The organism is Kineococcus anabasis, assembly GCF_054590795.1.
The window spans coordinates 90,565-109,763 of record NZ_BAAIHU010000015.1 but is presented as its reverse complement, the minus strand read 5'-3'; the positions used below and the strand labels follow the sequence as shown (position 1 = coordinate 109,763).

The following is a 19,199-nucleotide window of genomic DNA, read 5'->3' as shown; positions in this document are numbered from 1 at the left end:
CCGCACCACCCACCGGGCCCCCACCAGGGACCGGGACCGACCCAGCGAGGAGGACGGGATGACCACGCCGCACACCCCCGACCGCAACGAGCACGAGATCGTGCTGTCGGCCGAGAGGTTGCAGCACAGCGTCGTCCGCATCCCTCGCGAAAGGGTGCGGATCTCCAAGCGCATCACCACGGAGGTCCGCACCCTCGAGGTCCCGGTCCGCGTCGAGCAGCTGGTCGTCCGGCACGAGGCGCTCACCGGGCACGCCGACGCGACCGCGACCGCGGAGCCGCCGGAGGAACTGGTCCTGGTGCTGCACGAGGAGGTCCCCGAGGTCTCCCTGCGGGTCCGGCCCACCGAGCAGGTCCGGGTCCGCGTGCGGCAGGTGACCGGTACGCAGGTCGTCTCCGACGTGGTGCGCCACGAGGAGGTCGACGTGACGGTCGAGGAGCTGCCGCACGGAACCGCGGGCGCTGGGTTTCCCGGTGTCGCACCGGGAAACCCGCCGGTGCGCCCCTGAGGGCACACCGGGACCGCTCCGGAGACGGGCGCGGACGACGGAACGCACGGGAACGAGACGACGCAGGACGAGGAGGACAGCATGTCGACGAGCTCCAGTGGAGATCCGGGAGCCGGCCGCTACGGCACCGGTGGTTACGGGGCCGGCGAGTCGGGTGGCTACGGGACCGGCCGGTACAGCTCGGGGAGCTACGGCTCCGGTGAGCCGGAGCCCGAGGGCACCGAGCCGGAGGCCGGCGCCCACGAGGCCACGGTCGCCGAGTCCCGCACCGACGAGGACACCGAGGGCGCGCAGGACGCCGCCCCGGGGTACGGCGTGCGGACCGAGTTCGGGGCCACCACCACCTACGGCACCGGGACCGACTCCGGGACCACGACGTACGGCGGCACCGAGTACGGGACGGCGGCCTCCGCCGGTTCCAGCTCCGGTGGTACCGAGTACGGCGCGACCCAGTACGGCACCGGCGCGACCTACGGCAGCGAGACCACCGGCGGCGCCGGGACGGCCTCGCCCGGGACCACGTACGGCGAGCCCACGTACGGCACCGAGACCACGTACGGCACCACCAGCGGCGCGGCGGGATACGAGCGCGCCTACGGCGGGGGTTACGCCTCCGGCGAGCAGGAGACCACGGGACAGGGGAGCAGCGGCTTGACGCAGACCGCCGGAACGGCCAAGGAACAGGCCGGCGCCGTCGCAGGAACGGCCAAGGAGCAGGCGAGCGCCGTCGCGGGGACCGCGAAGGAGCAGGCCGGCGCCGTCGCCGGGACCGCGAAGGAGCAGGCGAGCGCCGTCGCCGGGACCGCGAAGGAGCAGGCGAGCGCCGTCGCCGGGACCGCGAAGGAGCAGGCCGCCTCCGTCGCCCAGACCGCCAAGGAGCAGGCGGGCGAGGTCGTCGCCGAGGTCCGCACCCACGCCACCGACCTCCTCGGGGACCTGCGCCGCCAGATCAGCGAGCAGGGCGAGAGCCAGCGCGACCGCCTCGCGACCCTCCTGAAGGAGGTCGCCGAGGAGCTGGAGGAGATGGCCGGCGCCAGCAGCCGTTCCGGCTACGCCGCGCAGATCGCCCGCCAGGTCGGCGGCCGCGTGCAGACGTGGAGCACCCACCTCGACGGTTACGGGGCCGCGGACCTGCTGGAGCAGACCCGTGCCTTCGCGCGCCGCCGCCCCGGGGCGTTCCTCCTCGGCGCCGTCGCCGCCGGCATCCTCGCCGGCCGCGCCACCCGCAGCGCCACCGCAAACTCCGACCGCGTCCCCGACGCACCGCTCGGGCAGCGTGGGCAGACCCCGGGGCTGGCCTCGACCGGGCGGGCCGAGACGGTGGACCTCACCGCGGCCGAGCCGGTGTCCTCGACCTACGCGGGCAGCACCTACCCGTCGGCCACCACGGGCGCGACCGGTGGCTGGCAGAGCCCGTCGGCCGGGTCCACCCTGCCGCCGAGCACCGGTGACAACCCGAACGAGGACCTCGTTCCCCACCACATCCAGTCCGACGTCCCGTCGATCTCCCACGAGGGCCCGAGCAGCGGGGCGAACAGGGGGCAGCTGTGAGCGGGTCCCACCCCGTCGAGGAGCCGCGCACGCAGCAGAACGGCGAGCGCTCCCTCGGTGAGATCGTCGCCAGCATCACCAACGAGTTCTCCACGCTGGTCCGCAAGGAGGTGGAGCTCGCCAAGACGGAGCTGCGCGAGGACGCCAAGAACGCCGGCAAGGGCGCGGGGATGTTCGCAGGGGCCGGTGTCGCCGGCCTGCTGTTCCTGATGTGCCTCTCCGCGCTGCTCATCATCGCCATCGGCAGCCAGATCGGCTACGGCTGGTCGGCGCTCATCGTGACCGTCCTGTGGGCCGTCGTCGCCGCGGTGCTGGCCCTGCGCGGCAAGGCGGAGTTCAAGAAGGTCCCGCCGCCGCTGGAGAAGACCACCATCACCCTGAAGGAGGACGTGCAGTGGGCGAAGCACCCGACGAGCTGAAGCGCGACATCGAGGAGACCCGCAGCTCGCTGACGGCCGACCTCGACGAGCTCACCCAGCGACTGAGCCCCAGCAACATCGCGCAGCGCCAGAAGGAGAAGGCGGTGGGTGCGGTCACCAGCGTCAAGGACCGCATCATGGGCACCGCCCACGACGTCGCCTCCTCGGCCTCCGACAAGCTCTCCGTCGTGCAGGACAAGGTCACGGGCGCCGGTTCCGCCGTGGGGGACAAGCTCTCCGGCACCGGTTCCGCCGTGGGGGACAAGCTCTCCGGGGCGGGATCCTCCGCCGGGGGCGCCGCCTCCTCCGTCACCGGGTCCGTGGGGGACCGGCTCTCCGCGGTGGGCGAGCGCGTCTCGTCCGCCCGGGAGAACGCCCCCTCCGCCGGGGAGGCCACCGCGGCCGCCCGTCAGCGGACCCAGGGCAACCCCCTCGCCGCCGGCCTCATCGCCTTCGGCGCCGGCTGGCTGGTCTCCTCGCTGCTGCCGGCGACGAAGACCGAGGCAAAGGTCGCCGCCAAGGCGGTCGACGCCGCCAAGGAGCACGGCCAGGGCATCGCCGAGCAGGCGAAGTCCGTCGCCCAGGAGATCGGCAGCAGCCTCGGCGAGCAGGCCAAGGAGGCTGCGCAGTCCGTGGCGCAGACCGCCCAGGAAGCCGCGCAGACCGTCAAGCAGGACGCGCAGGGGGCCGCCGAGACGGTCCGCAGCGACGCCCAGGGCGCCGTCTCCACCGTCCGCGAGGACGCGCAGGGCGCGGTGTCCACGGTCCGCAGCGACGCCCAGGAGGCTGCGTCCACCGTGCAGCAGCACGGCCAGGAGGCCGCGTCCACCGTGCGCAGCGACGCACAGGGCGCCGCGTCCACCGTGCAGCAGCACGGCCAGGAGGCGGCCGGCGAGGTCCGCGGCACCACGCAGTACTGAGCACCACGGACCGGTCCCCGGATCCGGTCCAGCGCGTGCGGGGTGGGCTTCCCACCCCGCATGCGCTCTCCCACGTCCGCACCCGGGCCGCAACCCGGTTCTGCGGGCGTGTTCGCGCGTCCGGGTGATCATCCGGTCGATGTGGCCGCCGGGGGCATGGGTTGGGCGTCTACGGGGTAGACGAAGAGCATGAGCAGGAGTCCGGAGACCACCGGGGCAGCCCCCGGTCACGACGCGAGCAAGCCGACGCAGATCCCCGCCAAGGGGTGGCTGCAGATCACCAAGCGCGCCTGGGCCGAGGCGAAGTCCGACATGGTCCCGCTCCTCGGGGCCGGCGTCGCCTTCAAGGCCTTCCTGGCGCTCTTCCCCGCCCTGACCGCCTCCTTCCTGCTGTGGGGGCTGTTCAGCGACCCCGCCGCCATCGAGCGCCAGATCAGCGGTCTGGGCGCGGCGATCCCGTCGTCGCTGCAGGAGATCGTCCTCAACCAGTCCGAGGCGATCGCGAACAACAAGTCCGCCGCCGGCCTCAGCGCCGTCATCGCCATCGCCCTGGCGCTGTGGAGCGCCTCCAGCGGCGTGCAGAACATGATGGACGCCATCAACGCCGCCTACGACGAGGACGAGACCCGCGGGTTCATCAAGAAGAAGGGCACCGCCCTCCTGCTGACCGTCGGTGCGATCGTCGTGTTCCTCCTCGCGATCGGTCTCGTCGCCGTCCTGCCGCCCGTGCTCGACGCCGTGGGTCTCTCCGGCACCGGGCTCGGACTCCTCGTCGCCGCGGTCCGCTGGGCCCTCCTCGTCGGCGTCCTGATCGTCGCCCTCGGCGTGCTGTACCGGATGGCTCCGGACCGCGACGCCCCGCAGTTCAAGTGGACGAGCACCGGCGCGATCGTCGCCACCGTGCTGACGGTCGTCGCCTCCATCGGTTTCACGCTCTACATGTCCATCGCCGGTGAGAGCTCCTACACCAAGAACTACGGCTCCGCCGCCGGCGTGGTCATCCTGCTGGTGTGGCTCTGGATCTGCAGCTACGCGATCCTGCTCGGCGCCGAGGTCAACGCCGAGGCCGAGCGCCAGACCATGAAGGACACCACCAAGGGCAACCCCGAGGACCTCGGCGAGCGCGACGCGGTGGCCGCCGACTCCTACGTCAAGGCCGACGGCAGCATCGACCTGCGCGACCACGAGGACGAGGCGCAGGAGAACGGCCCGCGCTCCCGCACCGCCGACCTGCGGGGAAAGCAGGCGCGCTCGCAGTCTTGACGGGCCCGGCGCGCGCGGCGCCGGCACGCGCCTTAGCGTTCCGGCCGTGTCGATCTTCCTGCTCCGCCACGGCGAGACCGCCTGGAGCCTCAGCGGCCAGCACACCGGAACCACCGACCTCCCCCTCACCGGACGCGGCGAGGACCGGGCCAGAGCACTGGCCCCGGTCCTCGCCGCGTTCGACGTCGGGGTCGTCCTCACCAGCCCCCGTCGCCGCGCCCGCCGCACCGCTGAGCTCGCCGGGCTCACCGCCGCCCGCGCCGGCGAGCCCGTGGAGGTCCGCGTGGAGGAGGACCTCGCGGAGTGGGACTACGGCGGCTACGAGGGCCGTACCACCGCCGAGATCTCCGCGGGGCTCGGCCGGGAGTGGTCGGTGTGGACGGACGGCGTGGTCCCCGGTGACACGCCCGGGGAGCGCCTCGACGCGCTCGCCGGCCGCAGCCGCCGCGTCCTGGAGCGCGCCGTCGCCGAGGAGCAGCGCACCGGCCGCCACGTCGCGCTCGTCGGCCACGGCCACGCCCTGCGGGTCCTCACCGCCTGCTGGCTCGGCCTGGAACCCGCCGCGGGCAGGCTCCTGGCGCTCGCCGCGGGGAGCTGGGCCGAACTGGGCCGTGAGCACGGCCGGCCCGTCCTGAGCCGCTGGAGCGTGCCCGCCCCGGGATGAGCCCGCACCGGCCACGACCGCTGCACGGTGCCGGGGTGCACGGTGCCGGGGTGCACGGTGCCGGGGTGCATGGTGCCGGGGTGCACGGTGCCGGGGTGCACGGTGCCGGGGTGCGCGGTGCCGGGGTGCGCGGTGCCGAGGTGCGCGGGCCGCGGGCGTGCACCACGATCGGGGTGCCGCCTGCGGCGGCGCGGGGTGCCGGAGTTCCGGCCCCGCCGGACGAGCAGGAGGGGAACCCGTGAGCACCCAGCCCGAGGACGCCGCACGTGACCACCAGGCCGGTTCCGCCGGGGCCGCCGAGGCGCCCACCGCGGACGGCTACGGGAACGACACCGGCTTCGCCACGGAGGCCGAGGAGGCCGACGACAACGCCTGAGCTCCCTGGGGCCCGGCAGCGCCGGACCGACGCGCCCCGGCGCCCTCCCTGGCCCACGCGGGCAGGGGCAGGGCGCCGCGCCGTCCCGGTCCGGGCCTCACAGCGGCGGGCGGTCCGGGTTCCGGCGGTGCATCCCGTCGAGCAGTTCCGCGAGCGCGTCCGTCGCGCTGCGCCGCGGGTTCCAGCCGAGCTCCGTGCGGGCGCGGTCGGTGCGCATCACCGGTGAGAGGAACGCCAGGTCCACCCAGCCCGGCTCCGTCGGCTGCAGGTGCGCGCCGAACGTGGCGGCGGCCAGCGCCCGCAGCACCCGCGGCGGCACCGGGACGTGCCGCGCACCCAGGGCCTGCGCCAGTTCCGCCGGCCCCAGCACCGGTTCGGCGGCGATGTTGAACGCCCCCTCCGCGCGGGAGCGCAGGGCCAGGTGGATCGCCTCCGCCAGGTCCTCGGCGTGCACCGCCTGCACGACGAGGTCCGTCGGCAGCGGTAGCACCGGCACCGCCCTGCGCCGCAGCAGCACGCGCGGCACCAGGTTCCCGAGGAAGTAGCGCGCCACCTCCTCGCCCGCGCCCCGCTGGAACACCAGGCCCGGCCGCAGCACCGCCAGCGGAACCCCGCCCGCGTTCCGCAACCCGGGCAGCGCCTGCTCGACCCACGCCTTGTGCCGGCTGTACTGCGAGGACGGCACGCCCGTGACGGGGTGGTCCTCCGCCACGGCGTTCGCCACCGGGTCGCCGGGGGGACGGGGGGCGTAGGCGCCGATCGAGGAGACGTACACGCCGTGGCGTGCGCCGGCGTCGCGCGCGGCCCGCAGGACCCGCAGCGTGCCGTCCACGTTCGTGCGCCACAGGGCCGCCTCGTCGCGTGCCGGCTGGATGCCCCATGCCAGGGCCACCACGGCGTCCGCCCCGTCGAGCGCCTGGCGCAGGCGCGGTTCGGAACCCGGTGACGCCACGTCCACCGCGACCCACCGCACGCCGGGCGCGGAGGAATCCGGTACGTGCCGGGCGAGGCCCGTGATCCCGCTGACGCCGGGGTCCTGCGACAGGCGGCGCAGCAGCGCCGAGCCGACGTTGCCACCCGCCCCCACCACGGCCACCCGCATGACGCACGTCCTCCCTGGTCGCCCGTGCTCACCCAGGCGGCCGGGAGGGGTGCCCCCGCCGAGCCCGCGAGGGGTCGCCGATCCTGCCCGCGACGGGGTGTGAACCCCTCCCGGAGGGGTATCGACCGGTCTGCAGGGCCGCCGGGAGAAGCCTCCCGCACCATCCGCCGGGCGGCGACCGCAGACACCGCCGGCGTGCCGCCGCGGTGTGCCCGGCGTGCGCCCGTTTCGGGTTGCGGGACCCCCTGCCCCGTGGTGCCGTGGGGCCGTCGAGAGACGGCGATCAGACTCACGGCGAGGGCGGTCCGGTGGCAGAGGTGGACGTGCAGGCGACGTCGGATACCGACGTGCGGCGGGAGGCGACGGCGCGTCTCCTCGCCGAGATGGCGCAAGTCGCCTCGTGCGAGGAACGCCGTCCCCTGCGGGACGAGGTGATCCGGCTGAACATGCCCGTCGCCACGAGCATCGCGATGCGGTACCGCGGCCGGGGGGAGAGCGTCGACGACCTGGTGCAGGTCGCGCTGCTCGGACTGGTGAAGGCCGTGGACGGTTTCGACCCCGGCCGCGGCAGGGATTTCCTGGCGTACGCGGTCCCCACCATCTCCGGTGAGGTCAAGCGGCACTTCCGCGACCGCGGCTGGGACATCCGCCCGCCCCGGCGCATCCAGGAACTGCGCGCCGGCGTCGAGGCGGCGCAGGAGGTCCTGGTGCAGCGGCTGGACCGCTCGCCCACGGTGTCGGAGGTGGCGCGCTACCTGGAGGTGGACATCGAGGAGGTCACCGAGTGCCTCGCGAGCGTGGAGCTGTACCACGTGCGGTCCGTGGACCAGCAGGTCGACAGCGCCGGTGAGCTCTCGCTGGCGGAGACGCTCGGCGCGCCGGACCCGCAGCTGGAGCACGTCGTGGACTCCGTGAGCCTGCGGCCGCTGCTGCGGCAGCTCTCCCCCCGGGACAAGCGGATCCTGTCCCTGCGGTTCGACCAGGGCTGGACGCAGTCGCAGATCGCCCAGGACGTCGGGGTCACGCAGATGCAGGTGTCGCGGCTGCTGACGCAGGTCCTCGCCAAGCTGCGGCGCCAGCTCGACGCCGAGGCCGCCTGACCCCCACGCCGCCCGGCACGGTTCACCGTCGCGCGCCGGAGGACCCGTAGGCGCGGCACGTCACCAGCGGCGTGAGGGCGTGGCACACGGGACCGCCGAGCTGCCGCACCGCACGCCACAGCAGTTCCGCCTCCGTCTCCCCGCCCACCGTGCCGGTGCCCGTCGTACCGGTTCCCGTGGTGGAGGTTCCGTTGGTGGAGGTGCCCGTGGTGGGGGTTCCCGGAAAACCCCCCGCCGCGAGGTAGGCGTCCGCGCGCACCGCCAGGTTCGAGCCGACGGCGTGCGCGGCCGCCGAGGCCGGGTCCCCGGCGCGCACGGCGGGCACCACCGCGGCGGTGCTGGCCAGCACCCCGCCCGTGACGTGGGCGGCGTGGCCGAGGATCCAGTCCCGGCCGACCGTGCTGCCCGTGTCGGTGCTGAGCACCAGCACCCGCTCGCCCCCCAGGCCGCTCAGCGCCGGGTCCGCCAGACCCGCCGCGGCGGCCTCGCGCCCCGGCCCGTGGACGGCCCGGACCGTCACCGACTCCAGCGTGGCCGCCAGTTCCCGCCACCGCTCCACGAGCGCCGCGCAGGCGGCGTGCGGGACCGGCAGCGCGGCGACCAGGACGACGGCGATCCCGCTGGCGGCGGCGTCGTCAGCGGCGGCCACGAGCCGCGTGAGGCAGTCGTCGAGATCCTCCTCGCGGTCCTCGTCCCCGGCCCGCACGACCAGGACGACGAGGGCGCCGCGGACCTCCGGCGCGCTCACCGTCCCGCACCGTCGTCGTGGACCTGCCCAGCGCTCATGGGTGGCGCTCCCCGCGGCCGGCACCGGAACCGGCCGAGCACGACGGCGGCGTCCGGTGGCTGCTGTCCGGCGGGTCTCACCACCCACCGTCCCGACGAACGTAGCCGAACCCGCCCGGTGCCGTCCTGGTGGCTGTCCCGGTGGCCGTGTCCTGGTCCGCCCCCGGTGGCGGTACCGGTGGTGAGGTGTGCCTTGCGTTTCGCCGGGCGCGGCCGGGTCACTGGGGGAGGGTGACCACTGAGACGAGCACCGCGCGCCCCGGCAGCGCCTCCCCGATCGGTGACTGGCTGGACCGCCTCACCGAGCTCACCGTCCTGGACCCGCTGGCCGAGCGCCTGACCGGCATCGTCCACAAGGTCCCCGCCCCCGCCCGGGACGTCCTGCACGGCGTCCCCCTCGGCCATCCCGCGCACCCGGCGCTGGCGATGCTGCCGGTCGGGGCGTGGCTCAGCTCCGCCGTGCTCGACGTCGTCGACGTCGTGGCGCCCTCGCCGGCGCGCCGCTCCGCCTCCGCGCTGCTGGCCGGGGTGGGGGCCGTCGCCGTGCTGCCCACCGCCGCGGCCGGCCTGGCCGACTGGGCCGACCTGCACTCCGACCAGCAGCGCATGGGGCTGGTGCACGCCGCCACGAACGAGGTGGCGCTGGTGCTGGTGACCGTGGGGGTCGTGAAGCACCTGCGGGGCCGGGGCGCGAGCGGGCGGCGCTGGCGGCTCGCGGGCACGCTCGTCTCCAGCCTGGGTGCCGTCATCGGCGGGCACCTGGCCACCCGCTGGGCGGTCGGCGCCAACCACGCCGAGGAGGTGCCGCACCGCGGCCCGCACGACTGGCAGCGCCTGATGCCGGTGGCGGAGCTGGTGGACGGGCAGCCGGTGCGCGGGCGCTGCGGGGACGTGGACGTGGTGCTCGTCCGCCGCGGCCCGCAGGACGTCACCGTCCTGGCCGACAGGTGCGCGCACCTCGGCGGCCCGCTGCACGAGGGGAAGGTCGAGCAGGTCCGCGGCCGCGACTGCCTCGTCTGCCCCTGGCACGGCAGCGCGTTCGAGCTGGAGGCCGGCTCGGTGGTGCGGGGCCCGTCCGTCTCCCACCAGCCCCGGTTCGACACCCGGATCGTCGACGGGGTCGTCCAGGCGCGGGTCGTCACCGTCCCCGACGCCTGAGCCGCCCTGGGCGGCCCCCGCGTCGGGTGCGCCGCGTCGGGTGCGCCGTGTCAGGTGCGCCGCAGCGGGGCCGCCTCGGGGCGCTTGCCGGTCCGGCCGGTGCCGGAGGAGCGCCGCCGCAGCCGGCGCCGCACCCAGGGCACGACGTACTCCCGGACCCAGGCGGCGTCCTCGGACAGCGACGCCAGCCGCGCGGGCGCCGGTGCGGGCGGCAGCGGCTCCCGCCAGTCCACCGCCCGCGCGGGCAGCGGGTGCCCCAGCGCCTCCAGAGCCGCGAGCGCCACCCGCTCGTGCCCCGCGGAGGTGAGGTGGATGCGGTCCGGCGCCCACGAGCGGCGGTCGTGCAGGGCGCGCAGGCCCCACAGGTCCAGCACCGCGCAGCCGTGCCTGCGGGCGACGGACCAGACGTGGGCGCTGTACACCGCCGTCAGGCCGCGGTTGCGCCGCAGCAGCGGGGCGATCCGGGTGTCCACGCCCGTGGCGAGCAGGACCTGCGCGCCGCCCGCGCGGAACCTGCCCACCGCGTCCTCCAGCAGCGCCGCCAGGGCGTCCGGGTCCGCACCGGGGCGCAGCAGGTCGTTGCCGCCGCCCACGAGGCTGACGAGGTCGGGGCGCAGCGCGAGGGCGGCGGGGACCTGCTCGGCGACGATCTCGGGCAGCAACCGACCGCGCACGGCGAGGTTGGCGTACTCCAGCGGCCGCGCGCCGGCGCCGTCGAGGTGCTCGGCCAGCCGGTCCGCCCAGCCGCGCCAGCCACCGGTGGCGGCGTCCACGTCGACGAAGCCCTCGGTGAAGGAGTCGCCCACGGCCACGTAGCGGCGCGGGGGCTGCGGGCCCGCACCGCGCGGTCCGGGCGTCCGCTCGGCGTCCACGGGCCCATCGTGCCGCCCACCCGGCGCCTGGAGCCGCCCGGGGTGGCCCCCCGTCGCCCGGAGCTCACCGGGTCCTCGCCGTCGCGCGGAGTTCGCCGTGCCTTCGCCGGGTCCCCGCCGTGGCGCCCGCGCGCGCTGTCGGGGGCGGGGACCACAGTGGGGCCGTGACCGAGGAGACGACCGCACAGCCGCCCGGCGCCCCGCTCCGCGCGCCCCGGCCGCAGGAGCCGCCCGGGGAGGCCGAGCTGCGCGGGCGCACCGGCTTCGACCCCGCCTTCCTCGCGCCCGGCCCGCCGCTGCCGCTCCCGCTGCCCGTGCCCGGCCCCTCGGCGCCGGAGGTCGTGGTGCTGCCGTACACGCACTTCACCGTCGTGCTGCGCCCGGACCGGCGCCTGGCGGCGGCCACCGTCGCCGCGGTCGACGGGGCGCGGCTGCGGGACGTGGAGCGGTCCGGGTCCCGCTGGTGGCTCGACCCGCGGGTGCCGGCGGGGCAGCAGACCGGCCCGGAGGTGTACGCCCGCAACGACCTCGACCGCGGCCACCTGGTGCGGCGCCGCGACCCGGTGTGGGGGGAGGCCGCGGAGGCGGCGCGGGCCAACGCCGACACCTTCTGCTACACCAACGCGGCCCCGCAGCACGCCGGTTTCAACCAGTCCGGGGAGCTCTGGCTCGGGCTGGAGGACCACGTCCTGGACCACGCCGCCACGTACGACCGGCGCCTGGTGGTCGTGACCGGGCCCGTCCTGGCCGACGACGACCCGGAGTACCGCGGGGTGCTGCTGCCGCGCCGCTTCTTCAAGGTGGTCGCCCACCTGCGCGCCGGGCGGGAGGGGGAGCTCGCCGCCGCGGCGTTCGTCCTGGACCAGAGCCCGCTCGTGGCCGGGCTCGTGCGGGCCCGGCGGGTGCCGGACCTGCCGCCCTTCCGGACCTTCCAGGTGCCGGTGCGGGACGTGGCGGCGCTGAGCGGGCTGGACCTCGGGCCCTTGGCGGGCGCGGACCGGCAGGTGGTCCCCGCCGCCGCCGGCTCCGGGTGGCGCCCGGTGGCGACGCCCGCCGACATCTCCTGGTGAGGAGCGTTCCCAGCTGAGCGCGCCGTGGCGCGCTTCGCCGGGGCCGCCACCTGTGCCATGGTGCTTGCCGACGCCGGGCACGGACGCCGCGGCACGCTCGGGAGGGAACGCATGAGACGGCACCTGGAGGATCGGCTGCGCTTCCTGCGGGCCTTCGTCACCCACCCCCGGCGGGTGGGGGCCGTGCTGCCGACCTCCCAGCACGCCGTGCGGGACATGCTGGACATGGCCGACGTCGCCGGTGCCGACCTCGTCGTCGAGCTCGGCCCGGGCACGGGCGTCTACACCGGCGAGATCCTCGCGCGGCTGCGCCCCGGCGCGCGGCTGCTGGCCGTCGAGATCGACCCGCACCTCGCGCGGCTGCTGGCCGAGCGGTTCGACGACCCCCGCCTGGAGGTCGTGAACGACTCCGCGGAGAACCTGCAGAACCACCTCGACGGTGCGGAGGCCGACGTGGTGGTGTCCGGGCTGCCCTTCACGTCGCTGGAGCCGGAGCTGCGCCGGCGCATCCTGGAGGGCATCCCCAAGGCGCTCGGGCCGCGGGGCGTCGCCCTCGTCCTGCAGTACTCCCCGCTGGTCCTGGCGGACCTGCGGCAGATCTTCGGCGACGTGCAGCGGCGCGTGTCGCTGCTCAACGTGCCCCCGGCGTTCCTGTTCACCTGCACCCCGGAGGCGGCCGGCGCGGCCGGGCGGCCCGCGTGGGGCTCGCAGTTCGCCCTCACCTCCCGCACCTGGTCCGAGGCACGGCGCTACGTCGTCCCCGCGGGTGCCGTGGGCGCCGGGCTGCTCCTGGCGCGCCGGCGCGCGGGGTGGGCGGCCCTCGGCGCGGGCGGCCTGCTGGGCCTGTTCTTCCGCGACCCCGAGCGCCCCCTGACGCCCGACCCGCGCGTCGTCTACGCCGCGGCCGACGGTGTGGTGACCCACGTGGAGGAGTCCGTGGCGGACCCCTGGATGCCCGCGGGGCGTGCGACGCGCATCTCCACCTTCCTCAACCTGCACAACGTGCACGTCCAGCGCAGCCCCGTCGCCGGCGAGGTCGCCGAGGTCGAGGCGGTGCGGGGCCGTTTCGCCCCGGCGCTGGCCACCGGCTCGGACCTGAACACCCGCACCCGCACCGCCCTCGACGGGCCGGCCGGCCGGGTCGTCGTCGTGCAGATCGCGGGGATGATCGCGCGCCGGATCACCACGTGGGCCGCGCCGGGGGACCGGCTGGAGGCCGGGCAGCGCCTCGGGGTCATCCACCTCGGCTCGCGCACCGACGTGCTGCTGCCGGTGGACCGCGCGGACGTGCTCGTGCGGGCCGGTGACCGGGTGCGCGCCGGGATCACCCCGCTCGCCCGCTACCGCGACCACGGATGACGCCCTCGCGCGACCTCGTGACGCCCGCCAACGCCCTCACGAGCGCGAACCTGGCGGCCGGTTTCCTGGCGCTGCTGGCGGTCCTGGACGGCAACGCCGTCACGGCGGCCGTGCTCGTGACGGCCGGGGCCGTCTTCGACGTCCTCGACGGCCCCCTCGCGCGCCGCGGCGGGGAGGACCACGGGTTCGGGGCGACCCTCGACTCCCTCGCCGACCTCGTCTCCTTCGGCGTCGTCCCCGCGATGTCGCTGTACCTGACGTCCCTGCACGCCCTGCCCGGCGTGGGCCTGGCGGCCTGCCTGGCGTTCCTGCTCGCGGGGGCGTGGCGGCTGGCCCGCTTCCCGCTCGTCAAGGACCGCGGGCACTTCGTGGGCGTCCCGATCCCCGTCGCGGGGGTCACGGTGATGTTCGCGGTGCTCGGCGGGCCTGACGTGGCCCTGGCCCTGACGATGGCGCTCGCCGCGAGCGTCCTCATGATCAGCACGGTGCCGTTCCCGCGGGCGGTGGTGAGCCTGCGCTGGGCCACCGGGGTCCTGCCGGCCGTGGCGCGCAGGCTCCCGCCGCGCCGCTAGGGCGCGGCGGGGGAGCGCAGCACCGAGGCGGGCACCGGGGTGCCGGGCGGGGTGAGCGGCGACGGCCGCGGAACCCCCGCGGTCACCGCCAGGGGCAGGACGCCCGCCCACACCGCGTGGTCCTCACCGTCACCGGGGTCCTCCGAGGGGCCGTGCGCGCGGACCTTCACGGACGCCCGGTCCAGCGGCACGCGCAGCACCTCCGTGGCCGCCAGTTCCCGGTGCGTCGGTGGGCGCACCTCGTCCCACCGGCCCGGTACGGCGTGCTCGCTGAGCACCCGCAGGGCCGCCTCGCGCTCCCCGGGCGGCACCACCCGGGCGAGGCCGGACACCACGGCGCTGCGGTAGTTCATCGACGTGGCGAACGCCGAGCGCGCGAACACCAACCCGTCCAGGTGCGTCACGCACACCGACACGGGCAGGCCCTGCGCGGTGGCGGCGTCGCGGAACAGCCCCGCGCCGCTGGACCCGTGCAGCAGCAGGGTCCCGCCATCGCGGGCCACGGCCATCGGCAGCACCAGCGGCTCGCCGTCGCGCACGAGACCCACGGAGGCGACGAGCGCCCCGTCCAGCACCGCGTGCAGCGCCGCGATGTCCAGCACCTGCCGCTCGGCCTTGCGGCGGATGCGGGTGCGCTCGTCCAGGGGCAGGGTTTCCACGGCGGCACCCTGCCAGCGGGCACCCCGCGGCCGCAGCCGGTTTCCGGCCGGGACGGTGCTGGTCGACTGTCCCGCAGCGCCCGGTCCCCGTCCGGCGCGCTGGCCGGGAGGAGCCGTCTCGTGGGCATGGTGCTCGTCGGGCGCACGCTGTCGCCGGAGGAACTGCAGAGGCTGGGGGACGACCCGGACGTGGCCGCCTCGCTGCTCTTCGGGGGCGACGGGGACGACGGGGACGACCCCGAGCTGGACCTGGACCTGGCCTGGCACGGCATCCACTTCCTGCTCGCCGGTTCCGCGTGGGAGGTCGGCGAGGGCGCCGCCGCCGCGGTCCTCGGCGGCGAGGACGTCGGCGGGGACAACGGGTACGGCCCGGCCAGGCTGCTCACCGCGGAGGCCGTGCACGCGGTCGCCGCCGGGCTGGAACCGCTCGACGCCGAGATGCTGCGCGCCCGGTTCGACCCCGGCGCGATGGCGGCGGCCGAGGTGTACCCGGAGATCTGGGACGAGGGCCCCGAGGTCTTCGACGAGTACCTCGCGCCGCACCACGACGCGCTGCGGCGCTTCTCCCTCGCCGCGGCCGCCGACGGCCGGGCGGTGCTGCTCCCGCTCACCTGACGGTGGCCCGCACCGGCGACCGGGCGCGGCACGGTACGGCGTTCCCCATCGGAAGAACTGAGGCCTCCAGTCCGACCCGTCATCGGTCAGCCGCCCGCGGGTGCCACCACGCCACCGCTGTGGACCGGTCGCACCTCCACGCCGCCGCCCTCGCGGAGCACGGGGTTGGTGCCGGCGACGGCCAGCGCCGCGTCGAGGTCGGGCGCCTCGAGGACGTAGAAACCGGCGACGACCGGCCCCGGGCCGGTGAACGGCCCCTCGGTGGTGGAGCCCGCGCGCAGCGACACCGCCGTGTCGCGGGGCGTCAGCGCGTACGCCACGAGCATCGAGCCGGCCTGCTCCAGCTCGCCGGCGTGCGCGTCGCACGACGCGGTGTCGGCGGCCGGGGCCCGGGGTGCGTGGGCGGAGTCGTCGGCGTAGATGAGAACGGCGTACTGGGCCACGGTGGCTCCCTCCTGGGACCGGCTCGTCCGGAACGGTCCTACCGTGCGGCACCGACAGCGGGCCGGCGCGCCCGCGGCACCCCTCAGGCCTCCCCGGTGCCCGTGCCCCGCCGCGCGCCGCGCGCGAGGACGACCAGCCACGCACCGCCGGCGAGCGCGGCCCACGCGGCCCACCGGATCGCGCCCCACTCCAGGAACTCCGGCCACGACGCGGTCTGGTCGCGGTTCGCCGCGCGGTACGCGGCGGCGCTGTGGAACACCGCACCGGCGAGGACGAGCAGCACCCCGAGGACGGCGACGGGCAGGGAGTTCCGGGCGGTGACGGCCACGGGCCCATCCTGCCCGGTGCCCGGACACGTCGTGGTGGCGGGAGTCGAACCCGCCTACCGGCGGCACAGGGCCCGTTCGTCCCCGTGCCGCCGCCAGTTCCTGCACACCACGTCACCGCCCGGCCCGGGTCCGGGCCGGGCGGCTGGCAGCCCCGTTGCGCGAGGACGGTGGGGCCGGGCCGCCGGTAGCGCGCCGGGGGCTCCCTGGCGTGGGGAGCGGCTCGTCCGGCTCGGCTCGCGGGTCGGGAGGGCGGCGCGCTCAGCCCGGGAGCGCCGCGGCGCCGCCGAGGCGGCGCCACACCTGCCGCTGCACCGCCACGGTGGCGTCGGGCCGCCACGGCGTCCACCGCGGCCGCATGCCCGCCTCCTGCGGCGTGCGGTCCGCCTTGGCGGTGTTGCACGCCTCGCAGCAGGCGGCGAGGTTCTCCCACGTGTCGGGCCCGCCGCGGCTGCGGGGCAGCAGGTGGTCGACGGTGCGGGCGCGGGCGCCGCAGTAGACGCAGGTGTGCCGGTCCCGCTCCAGGACCGCCCGGCGGCTCGCGAGCGCGGAGCGGCGCGCCGGGGTGGCGGGCACGTGGACCCAGCGCGTCAGGCGCACCGCCCGCGGCCACGGCACGGAGGTGCTGGGGGAGCGGACCAGCCGCTCCGGTTCCGCCTCGTGGACGACCGCCACCGGCCGGCCGGCCGCGTCCAGGGTGAGCAGCAGGGTGACGGCGCGCTGCCACTCGACCGCGTGCAGGACGGTGCCGCAGGCGTTGAGGACGAGGACGGGACGCACGGCGGGTCACCTCCCGGTCGACGGCGGAGCGCGCGGCGGGGCGGGCGGTGCCCGGGCCCCGGCCCCGCGCGGTCCGCGGGACGGCCACGAGGGTGCCCAGCGGCACCCCCGCGGCGCAACGGGTTTCCCGCCCGCGCGTGCCGGCGGTGTGCCTCAGCCGCCCGGCAGCAGCACCACGTCGTCGCGGTCCCGGTCGCACACCAGCGCCCCGTCCACCACGTCCAGCGGGGCGACCTGCACCGAGGAGCGCCGCTGGCGGTACCCCTGCTCGTCGAACGTCCCCACCCCGCCGGACTCGTCGCGCTCGGGGTGGGTGAAGTACACGACGAACGCCCGCTCGTCCGCCCCGGCGCCCTGCACCACGACGTCGGCGTGCAGCCCGAAGCGCCCGTCGTCGGGGCGGGAGCCGGGGGTGTCGAGGATGCGGCCGGTGCGCCGCCACGCCTCCAGGTCCTCCGAGCGGTACACGCCCTGCCCGCACCACTCGTCCACGAGCATCCACCACCAACCCCGGAACCGGAACACGTTCGGTCCCTCGTGCCCCTCCCCGGTGATCACCGGCCGGGGGTCCCGCCACGTCGTCAGGTCGTCGGAGTCCACCGCCCACGTGGAGCTGCCCGCGGCCTCGTCCTTGTACCAGAGCCGGAAACCCCCGCCCGGCAGCTCCACCACGCACGCGTCGATGCAGTACCGCGACGACAGGGGCAGCTCGCCGTGGTGCTCCCAGGTGAGCAGGTCCGCGGAGGTGCAGTGGTGGATCGTGCGCTCGTGGCCCGGCCAGGCCGCCGGCACGCCCGGCACGTAGCTGACGAACATGTGGTAGCGGTCGCCGCGCCGGAGGATCTCCGGCGCCCAGTACGTGTTGCGGCCCGGCTCGAACCGCAGACCCTGCAGCGTGCCGCGGTAGGTGAACTCCCGCCCGTCGCGGGAGGTGGCGTAGCCGAGGTCCGTGCCGTGCACCCAGGCCACGCCCGGGCCGGGGGCGTCCGCGCGGCGGTTGGTGTAGACCAGCCACCACTCGGACGTCCCCCGGTTCCAGACCAGCACCGGGTCGGCCGCCCCGTCGTGGACGGGGTCGCGGAAGAGGGGGGCGACCACGGTCCGCCCCTCAGGCCGGGGTGCCGGCGAACCGCACGACGCTCCACGACAGCGGCGGCAGCACCACCGTCGCGTTCCCGTCGGTGATCGTCACGTCCTCCAGCGCCCGCGGCGTGACGGCCTGCGGGTTCTCCTGGTTGTTGGTGGTGTGCCGGTCCTGGCCCTCGCCGGCGTGCAGGGTCGTGGCGGACACCACCCGCCGGACGCCGAAGCCGCGCAGGCCGATCTCGACGCGGGCGGGCTGCTCAACGTCGCGGTTGGCCAGGAACAGCGCCACCGTCCCGGTCTCCGGGTCGTGCGTGGCGGCGGCGTCGACGACCGGCGCGTCGCCGTACCTCGCGGACTCGTACCTGTCGCCCGAGGTCTGCACCTGGAGGATGTCCCCGGTGGCGAGGCGGCGGACCTGCTCGAAGGGGTGCGCGATGGTCTGCTTCCACGCCGGGCCGCCCGGCTCGCTGCGCAGCAGGCCGATGACGTTGACGAGCTGCGCCTGGCAGGCGACCGTCACGCGGTCGCCGTGGCGCAGCAGCGAGTTCAGCAGCGTGCCCACGACCACGGCGTCGGTGATCGAGTACTCGTCCTCGATGACGCGCGGCGCCACGTCCCACGGCTTGGCGCTGGGGGCGTGGTGCGGGCGGGAGATGTACCAGACGTTCCACTCGTCGAAGGAGATGTTGATGCGCTTCTTGTGCTTGCCCCGGGCGCGCACCGCGTCGGCCGTGGCGACGACCTCGTCGATGAAGGCGTCCATGTCCACGGCGCTGGCGAGGAAGCTGCCGATGTCGCCGTCCTGGTCCTCCTCGTAGTAGGCGTGGCAGGAGACGTAGTCGACGGTGTCGTAGCACTCCTCCAGCACCGTGCTCTCCCACGCGCCGAACGTGGACATCGCCCGGGAGGAGCTGCCGCAGGCGACCAGCTCGATGTCCGGGTCGACGAGGCGCATCGCGCGGCCGGTCTCGGCGGCGATGCGGCCGTACTCGTGGGCCGTCTTGTGCCCGACCTGCCAGGGGCCGTCCATCTCGTTGCCCAGGCACCACAGCTTGATCCCGAGGGGGTCCGGGGTGCCGTGGGCGATGCGCAGGTCGGAGTACTTCGTCCCGCCCGGGTGGTTGGCGTACTCCAGCAGGTTGCAGGCGTCCTGCAGGCCGCGGGTGCCGAGGTTGACGGCCATCATGGGCTCGGTGCCGGCGGCGCGCGCCCACTGGTCGAACTCGGCGAGGCCGAACTGGTTGGTCTCCACGGAGCGCCACGCGCGGTCGATGCGCCGGGGCCGGCTCTCGCGGGGGCCGACGGAGTCCTCCCAGTCGTGGCCGGAGACGAAGTTGCCGCCGGGGTAGCGCACGACCGTGGGCCCGAGCTCGCGGACCATCTCCAGCACGTCGGTGCGGAAGCCGCGCTCGTCGGCGGCGGGGTGGCCGGGCTCGTAGATGCCGGTGTAGACGCAGCGGCCCATGTGCTCCACGAAGGAGCCGAAGAGGCGGTGCGGGACGGGACCGACCGTGAAGGCCGGGTCCAGGGTCAGTCGGGCGTTGCGCACGGGGGTCCTTCCGGAGGGAT

General features: G+C 76.0%; 22 protein-coding genes, 1 tRNA gene and 1 pseudogene. 14 read left to right on the top strand and 10 right to left on the bottom strand.

Annotated elements, in window-relative coordinates; genetic code table 11:
- The first annotated feature begins 58 nt into the window (after positions 1 to 58).
- The 8 genes and pseudogenes from ACYQBY_RS21760 (at position 59) to ACYQBY_RS21725 (ending at position 5,701) form a co-directional block, all read left to right on the top strand.
- Positions 59 to 508, top strand: coding sequence for a YsnF/AvaK domain-containing protein (locus ACYQBY_RS21760; RefSeq protein WP_459645993.1), 450 nt, complete (start codon positions 59 to 61; stop codon positions 506 to 508).
- 81 nt (positions 509 to 589) lie between these two features.
- Complete coding sequence (locus tag ACYQBY_RS21755; RefSeq protein WP_459645992.1) at positions 590 to 2,059, top strand: hypothetical protein; 1,470 nt, start codon at positions 590 to 592, stop codon at positions 2,057 to 2,059.
- Positions 2,056 to 2,478: a phage holin family protein gene (locus tag ACYQBY_RS21750; protein ID WP_459645991.1), complete on the top strand. Its 423-nt coding sequence runs from the start codon at positions 2,056 to 2,058 to the stop codon at positions 2,476 to 2,478. Before ACYQBY_RS21755 ends, ACYQBY_RS21750 begins: the two co-directional genes overlap by 4 nt.
- A complete protein-coding gene (locus tag ACYQBY_RS21745) occupies positions 2,454 to 3,398 on the top strand; it encodes a DUF3618 domain-containing protein (protein ID WP_459645990.1) in 945 nt (314 codons plus the stop codon). Before ACYQBY_RS21750 ends, ACYQBY_RS21745 begins: the two co-directional genes overlap by 25 nt.
- Before the next feature lie 189 nt (positions 3,399 to 3,587).
- On the top strand, positions 3,588 to 4,661 hold the full coding sequence (locus ACYQBY_RS21740; RefSeq protein WP_459645989.1) for a YihY/virulence factor BrkB family protein: 1,074 nt from the start codon (positions 3,588 to 3,590) through the stop codon (positions 4,659 to 4,661).
- Positions 4,662 to 4,707: 46 nt separating this feature from the next.
- Entirely contained in the window at positions 4,708 to 5,325 is a 618-nt protein-coding gene (locus ACYQBY_RS21735) for a histidine phosphatase family protein (RefSeq protein WP_459645988.1), read from the top strand.
- Between the two features lie 49 nt (positions 5,326 to 5,374).
- Positions 5,375 to 5,443 (top strand): annotated as a pseudogene (locus ACYQBY_RS21730) (hypothetical protein); the annotation flags it as partial.
- Positions 5,444 to 5,563: 120 nt separating this feature from the next.
- Positions 5,564 to 5,701 carry a hypothetical protein gene (locus tag ACYQBY_RS21725; protein ID WP_459645987.1) on the top strand — a complete coding sequence of 46 codons (138 nt, stop codon included), beginning with the start codon at positions 5,564 to 5,566 and terminating at the stop codon, positions 5,699 to 5,701.
- A gap of 97 nt (positions 5,702 to 5,798) precedes the next feature.
- Here ACYQBY_RS21725 and ACYQBY_RS21720 read toward each other — a convergent pair whose 3' ends face one another.
- Positions 5,799 to 6,803 carry an NAD-dependent epimerase/dehydratase family protein gene (locus ACYQBY_RS21720; protein ID WP_459645986.1) on the bottom strand — a complete coding sequence of 335 codons (1,005 nt, stop codon included), beginning with the start codon at positions 6,801 to 6,803 and terminating at the stop codon, positions 5,799 to 5,801.
- A 308-nt stretch (positions 6,804 to 7,111) separates the two neighbouring features.
- Between ACYQBY_RS21720 and ACYQBY_RS21715 the strand changes: the two genes are divergently transcribed.
- Positions 7,112 to 7,903: a SigB/SigF/SigG family RNA polymerase sigma factor gene (locus ACYQBY_RS21715; protein ID WP_459645985.1), complete on the top strand. Its 792-nt coding sequence runs from the start codon at positions 7,112 to 7,114 to the stop codon at positions 7,901 to 7,903.
- Between the two features lie 22 nt (positions 7,904 to 7,925).
- Here the strand turns inward: ACYQBY_RS21715 and ACYQBY_RS21710 are convergent, their stop codons facing one another.
- On the bottom strand, positions 7,926 to 8,651 hold the full coding sequence (locus tag ACYQBY_RS21710; protein ID WP_459645984.1) for a hypothetical protein: 726 nt from the start codon (positions 8,649 to 8,651) through the stop codon (positions 7,926 to 7,928).
- Positions 8,652 to 8,920: 269 nt separating this feature from the next.
- Between ACYQBY_RS21710 and ACYQBY_RS21705 the strand changes: the two genes are divergently transcribed.
- Positions 8,921 to 9,847, top strand: a complete 927-nt coding sequence (locus ACYQBY_RS21705; RefSeq protein WP_459645983.1) for a Rieske (2Fe-2S) protein — start codon at positions 8,921 to 8,923, stop codon at positions 9,845 to 9,847.
- Between the two features lie 50 nt (positions 9,848 to 9,897).
- On the opposite strand, the gene ACYQBY_RS21700 is transcribed toward ACYQBY_RS21705, so the two are convergent.
- Positions 9,898 to 10,719 carry an SGNH/GDSL hydrolase family protein gene (locus tag ACYQBY_RS21700; RefSeq protein WP_459645982.1) on the bottom strand — a complete coding sequence of 274 codons (822 nt, stop codon included), beginning with the start codon at positions 10,717 to 10,719 and terminating at the stop codon, positions 9,898 to 9,900.
- A gap of 164 nt (positions 10,720 to 10,883) precedes the next feature.
- Here ACYQBY_RS21700 and ACYQBY_RS21695 point away from each other — a divergent pair, with 164 nt between their 5' ends.
- The 3 genes from ACYQBY_RS21695 to pssA all read left to right on the top strand — a co-directional run bounded on the left by ACYQBY_RS21695 (position 10,884) and on the right by pssA (position 13,720).
- Positions 10,884 to 11,789: a DNA/RNA non-specific endonuclease gene (locus ACYQBY_RS21695; protein ID WP_459645981.1), complete on the top strand. Its 906-nt coding sequence runs from the start codon at positions 10,884 to 10,886 to the stop codon at positions 11,787 to 11,789.
- 111 nt (positions 11,790 to 11,900) lie between these two features.
- Positions 11,901 to 13,148, top strand: coding sequence for a phosphatidylserine decarboxylase (locus tag ACYQBY_RS21690; RefSeq protein ID WP_459645980.1), 1,248 nt, complete (start codon positions 11,901 to 11,903; stop codon positions 13,146 to 13,148).
- On the top strand, positions 13,145 to 13,720 hold the full coding sequence (gene pssA, locus ACYQBY_RS21685) for a CDP-diacylglycerol--serine O-phosphatidyltransferase (protein ID WP_459645979.1): 576 nt from the start codon (positions 13,145 to 13,147) through the stop codon (positions 13,718 to 13,720). Before ACYQBY_RS21690 ends, pssA begins: the two co-directional genes overlap by 4 nt.
- On the opposite strand, the gene ACYQBY_RS21680 is transcribed toward pssA, so the two are convergent.
- Entirely contained in the window at positions 13,717 to 14,379 is a 663-nt protein-coding gene (locus ACYQBY_RS21680; RefSeq protein ID WP_459645978.1) for a pyridoxamine 5'-phosphate oxidase family protein, read from the bottom strand. The two genes, pssA and ACYQBY_RS21680, sit on opposite strands and share 4 nt — an antisense overlap.
- A gap of 126 nt (positions 14,380 to 14,505) precedes the next feature.
- Here ACYQBY_RS21680 and ACYQBY_RS21675 point away from each other — a divergent pair, with 126 nt between their 5' ends.
- A complete protein-coding gene (locus tag ACYQBY_RS21675; RefSeq protein ID WP_459646006.1) occupies positions 14,506 to 14,994 on the top strand; it encodes a YfbM family protein in 489 nt (162 codons plus the stop codon).
- 86 nt (positions 14,995 to 15,080) lie between these two features.
- Here the strand turns inward: ACYQBY_RS21675 and ACYQBY_RS21670 are convergent, their stop codons facing one another.
- From ACYQBY_RS21670 to arfA, 6 genes are all read right to left on the bottom strand, one after another.
- On the bottom strand, positions 15,081 to 15,437 hold the full coding sequence (locus ACYQBY_RS21670) for a YciI family protein (protein ID WP_459645977.1): 357 nt from the start codon (positions 15,435 to 15,437) through the stop codon (positions 15,081 to 15,083).
- 83 nt (positions 15,438 to 15,520) lie between these two features.
- Positions 15,521 to 15,766: a hypothetical protein gene (locus ACYQBY_RS21665; protein WP_459645976.1), complete on the bottom strand. Its 246-nt coding sequence runs from the start codon at positions 15,764 to 15,766 to the stop codon at positions 15,521 to 15,523.
- A 29-nt stretch (positions 15,767 to 15,795) separates the two neighbouring features.
- Positions 15,796 to 15,878 (bottom strand) — tRNA-OTHER (locus ACYQBY_RS21660).
- A 147-nt stretch (positions 15,879 to 16,025) separates the two neighbouring features.
- Positions 16,026 to 16,544 carry an HNH endonuclease gene (locus ACYQBY_RS21655; RefSeq protein WP_459645975.1) on the bottom strand — a complete coding sequence of 173 codons (519 nt, stop codon included), beginning with the start codon at positions 16,542 to 16,544 and terminating at the stop codon, positions 16,026 to 16,028.
- Between the two features lie 153 nt (positions 16,545 to 16,697).
- Positions 16,698 to 17,642, bottom strand: coding sequence for a glycosyl hydrolase (locus ACYQBY_RS21650; protein ID WP_459645974.1), 945 nt, complete (start codon positions 17,640 to 17,642; stop codon positions 16,698 to 16,700).
- Positions 17,643 to 17,652: 10 nt separating this feature from the next.
- Positions 17,653 to 19,179, bottom strand: coding sequence for an arabinosylfuranosidase ArfA (gene arfA / locus ACYQBY_RS21645; RefSeq protein WP_459645973.1), 1,527 nt, complete (start codon positions 19,177 to 19,179; stop codon positions 17,653 to 17,655).
- Positions 19,180 to 19,199: the final 20 nt, after the last annotated feature.

What these genes read in the sequence shown, in the direction of transcription:
- ACYQBY_RS21760 (WP_459645993.1), top strand. Translation starts at nt 59, where the DNA reads ATGACCACGCCGCACACCCCCGACCGCAACGAGCACGAGATCGTGCTG.
- ACYQBY_RS21755 (WP_459645992.1), top strand. Translation starts at nt 590, where the DNA reads ATGTCGACGAGCTCCAGTGGAGATCCGGGAGCCGGCCGCTACGGCACC.
- ACYQBY_RS21740 (WP_459645989.1), top strand. Translation starts at nt 3,588, where the DNA reads ATGAGCAGGAGTCCGGAGACCACCGGGGCAGCCCCCGGTCACGACGCG.
- ACYQBY_RS21720 (WP_459645986.1), bottom strand. Translation starts at nt 6,803, where the DNA reads ATGCGGGTGGCCGTGGTGGGGGCGGGTGGCAACGTCGGCTCGGCGCTG.
- ACYQBY_RS21690 (WP_459645980.1), top strand. Translation starts at nt 11,901, where the DNA reads ATGAGACGGCACCTGGAGGATCGGCTGCGCTTCCTGCGGGCCTTCGTC.
- pssA (WP_459645979.1), top strand. Translation starts at nt 13,145, where the DNA reads ATGACGCCCTCGCGCGACCTCGTGACGCCCGCCAACGCCCTCACGAGC.
- ACYQBY_RS21675 (WP_459646006.1), top strand. Translation starts at nt 14,506, where the DNA reads ATGGTGCTCGTCGGGCGCACGCTGTCGCCGGAGGAACTGCAGAGGCTG.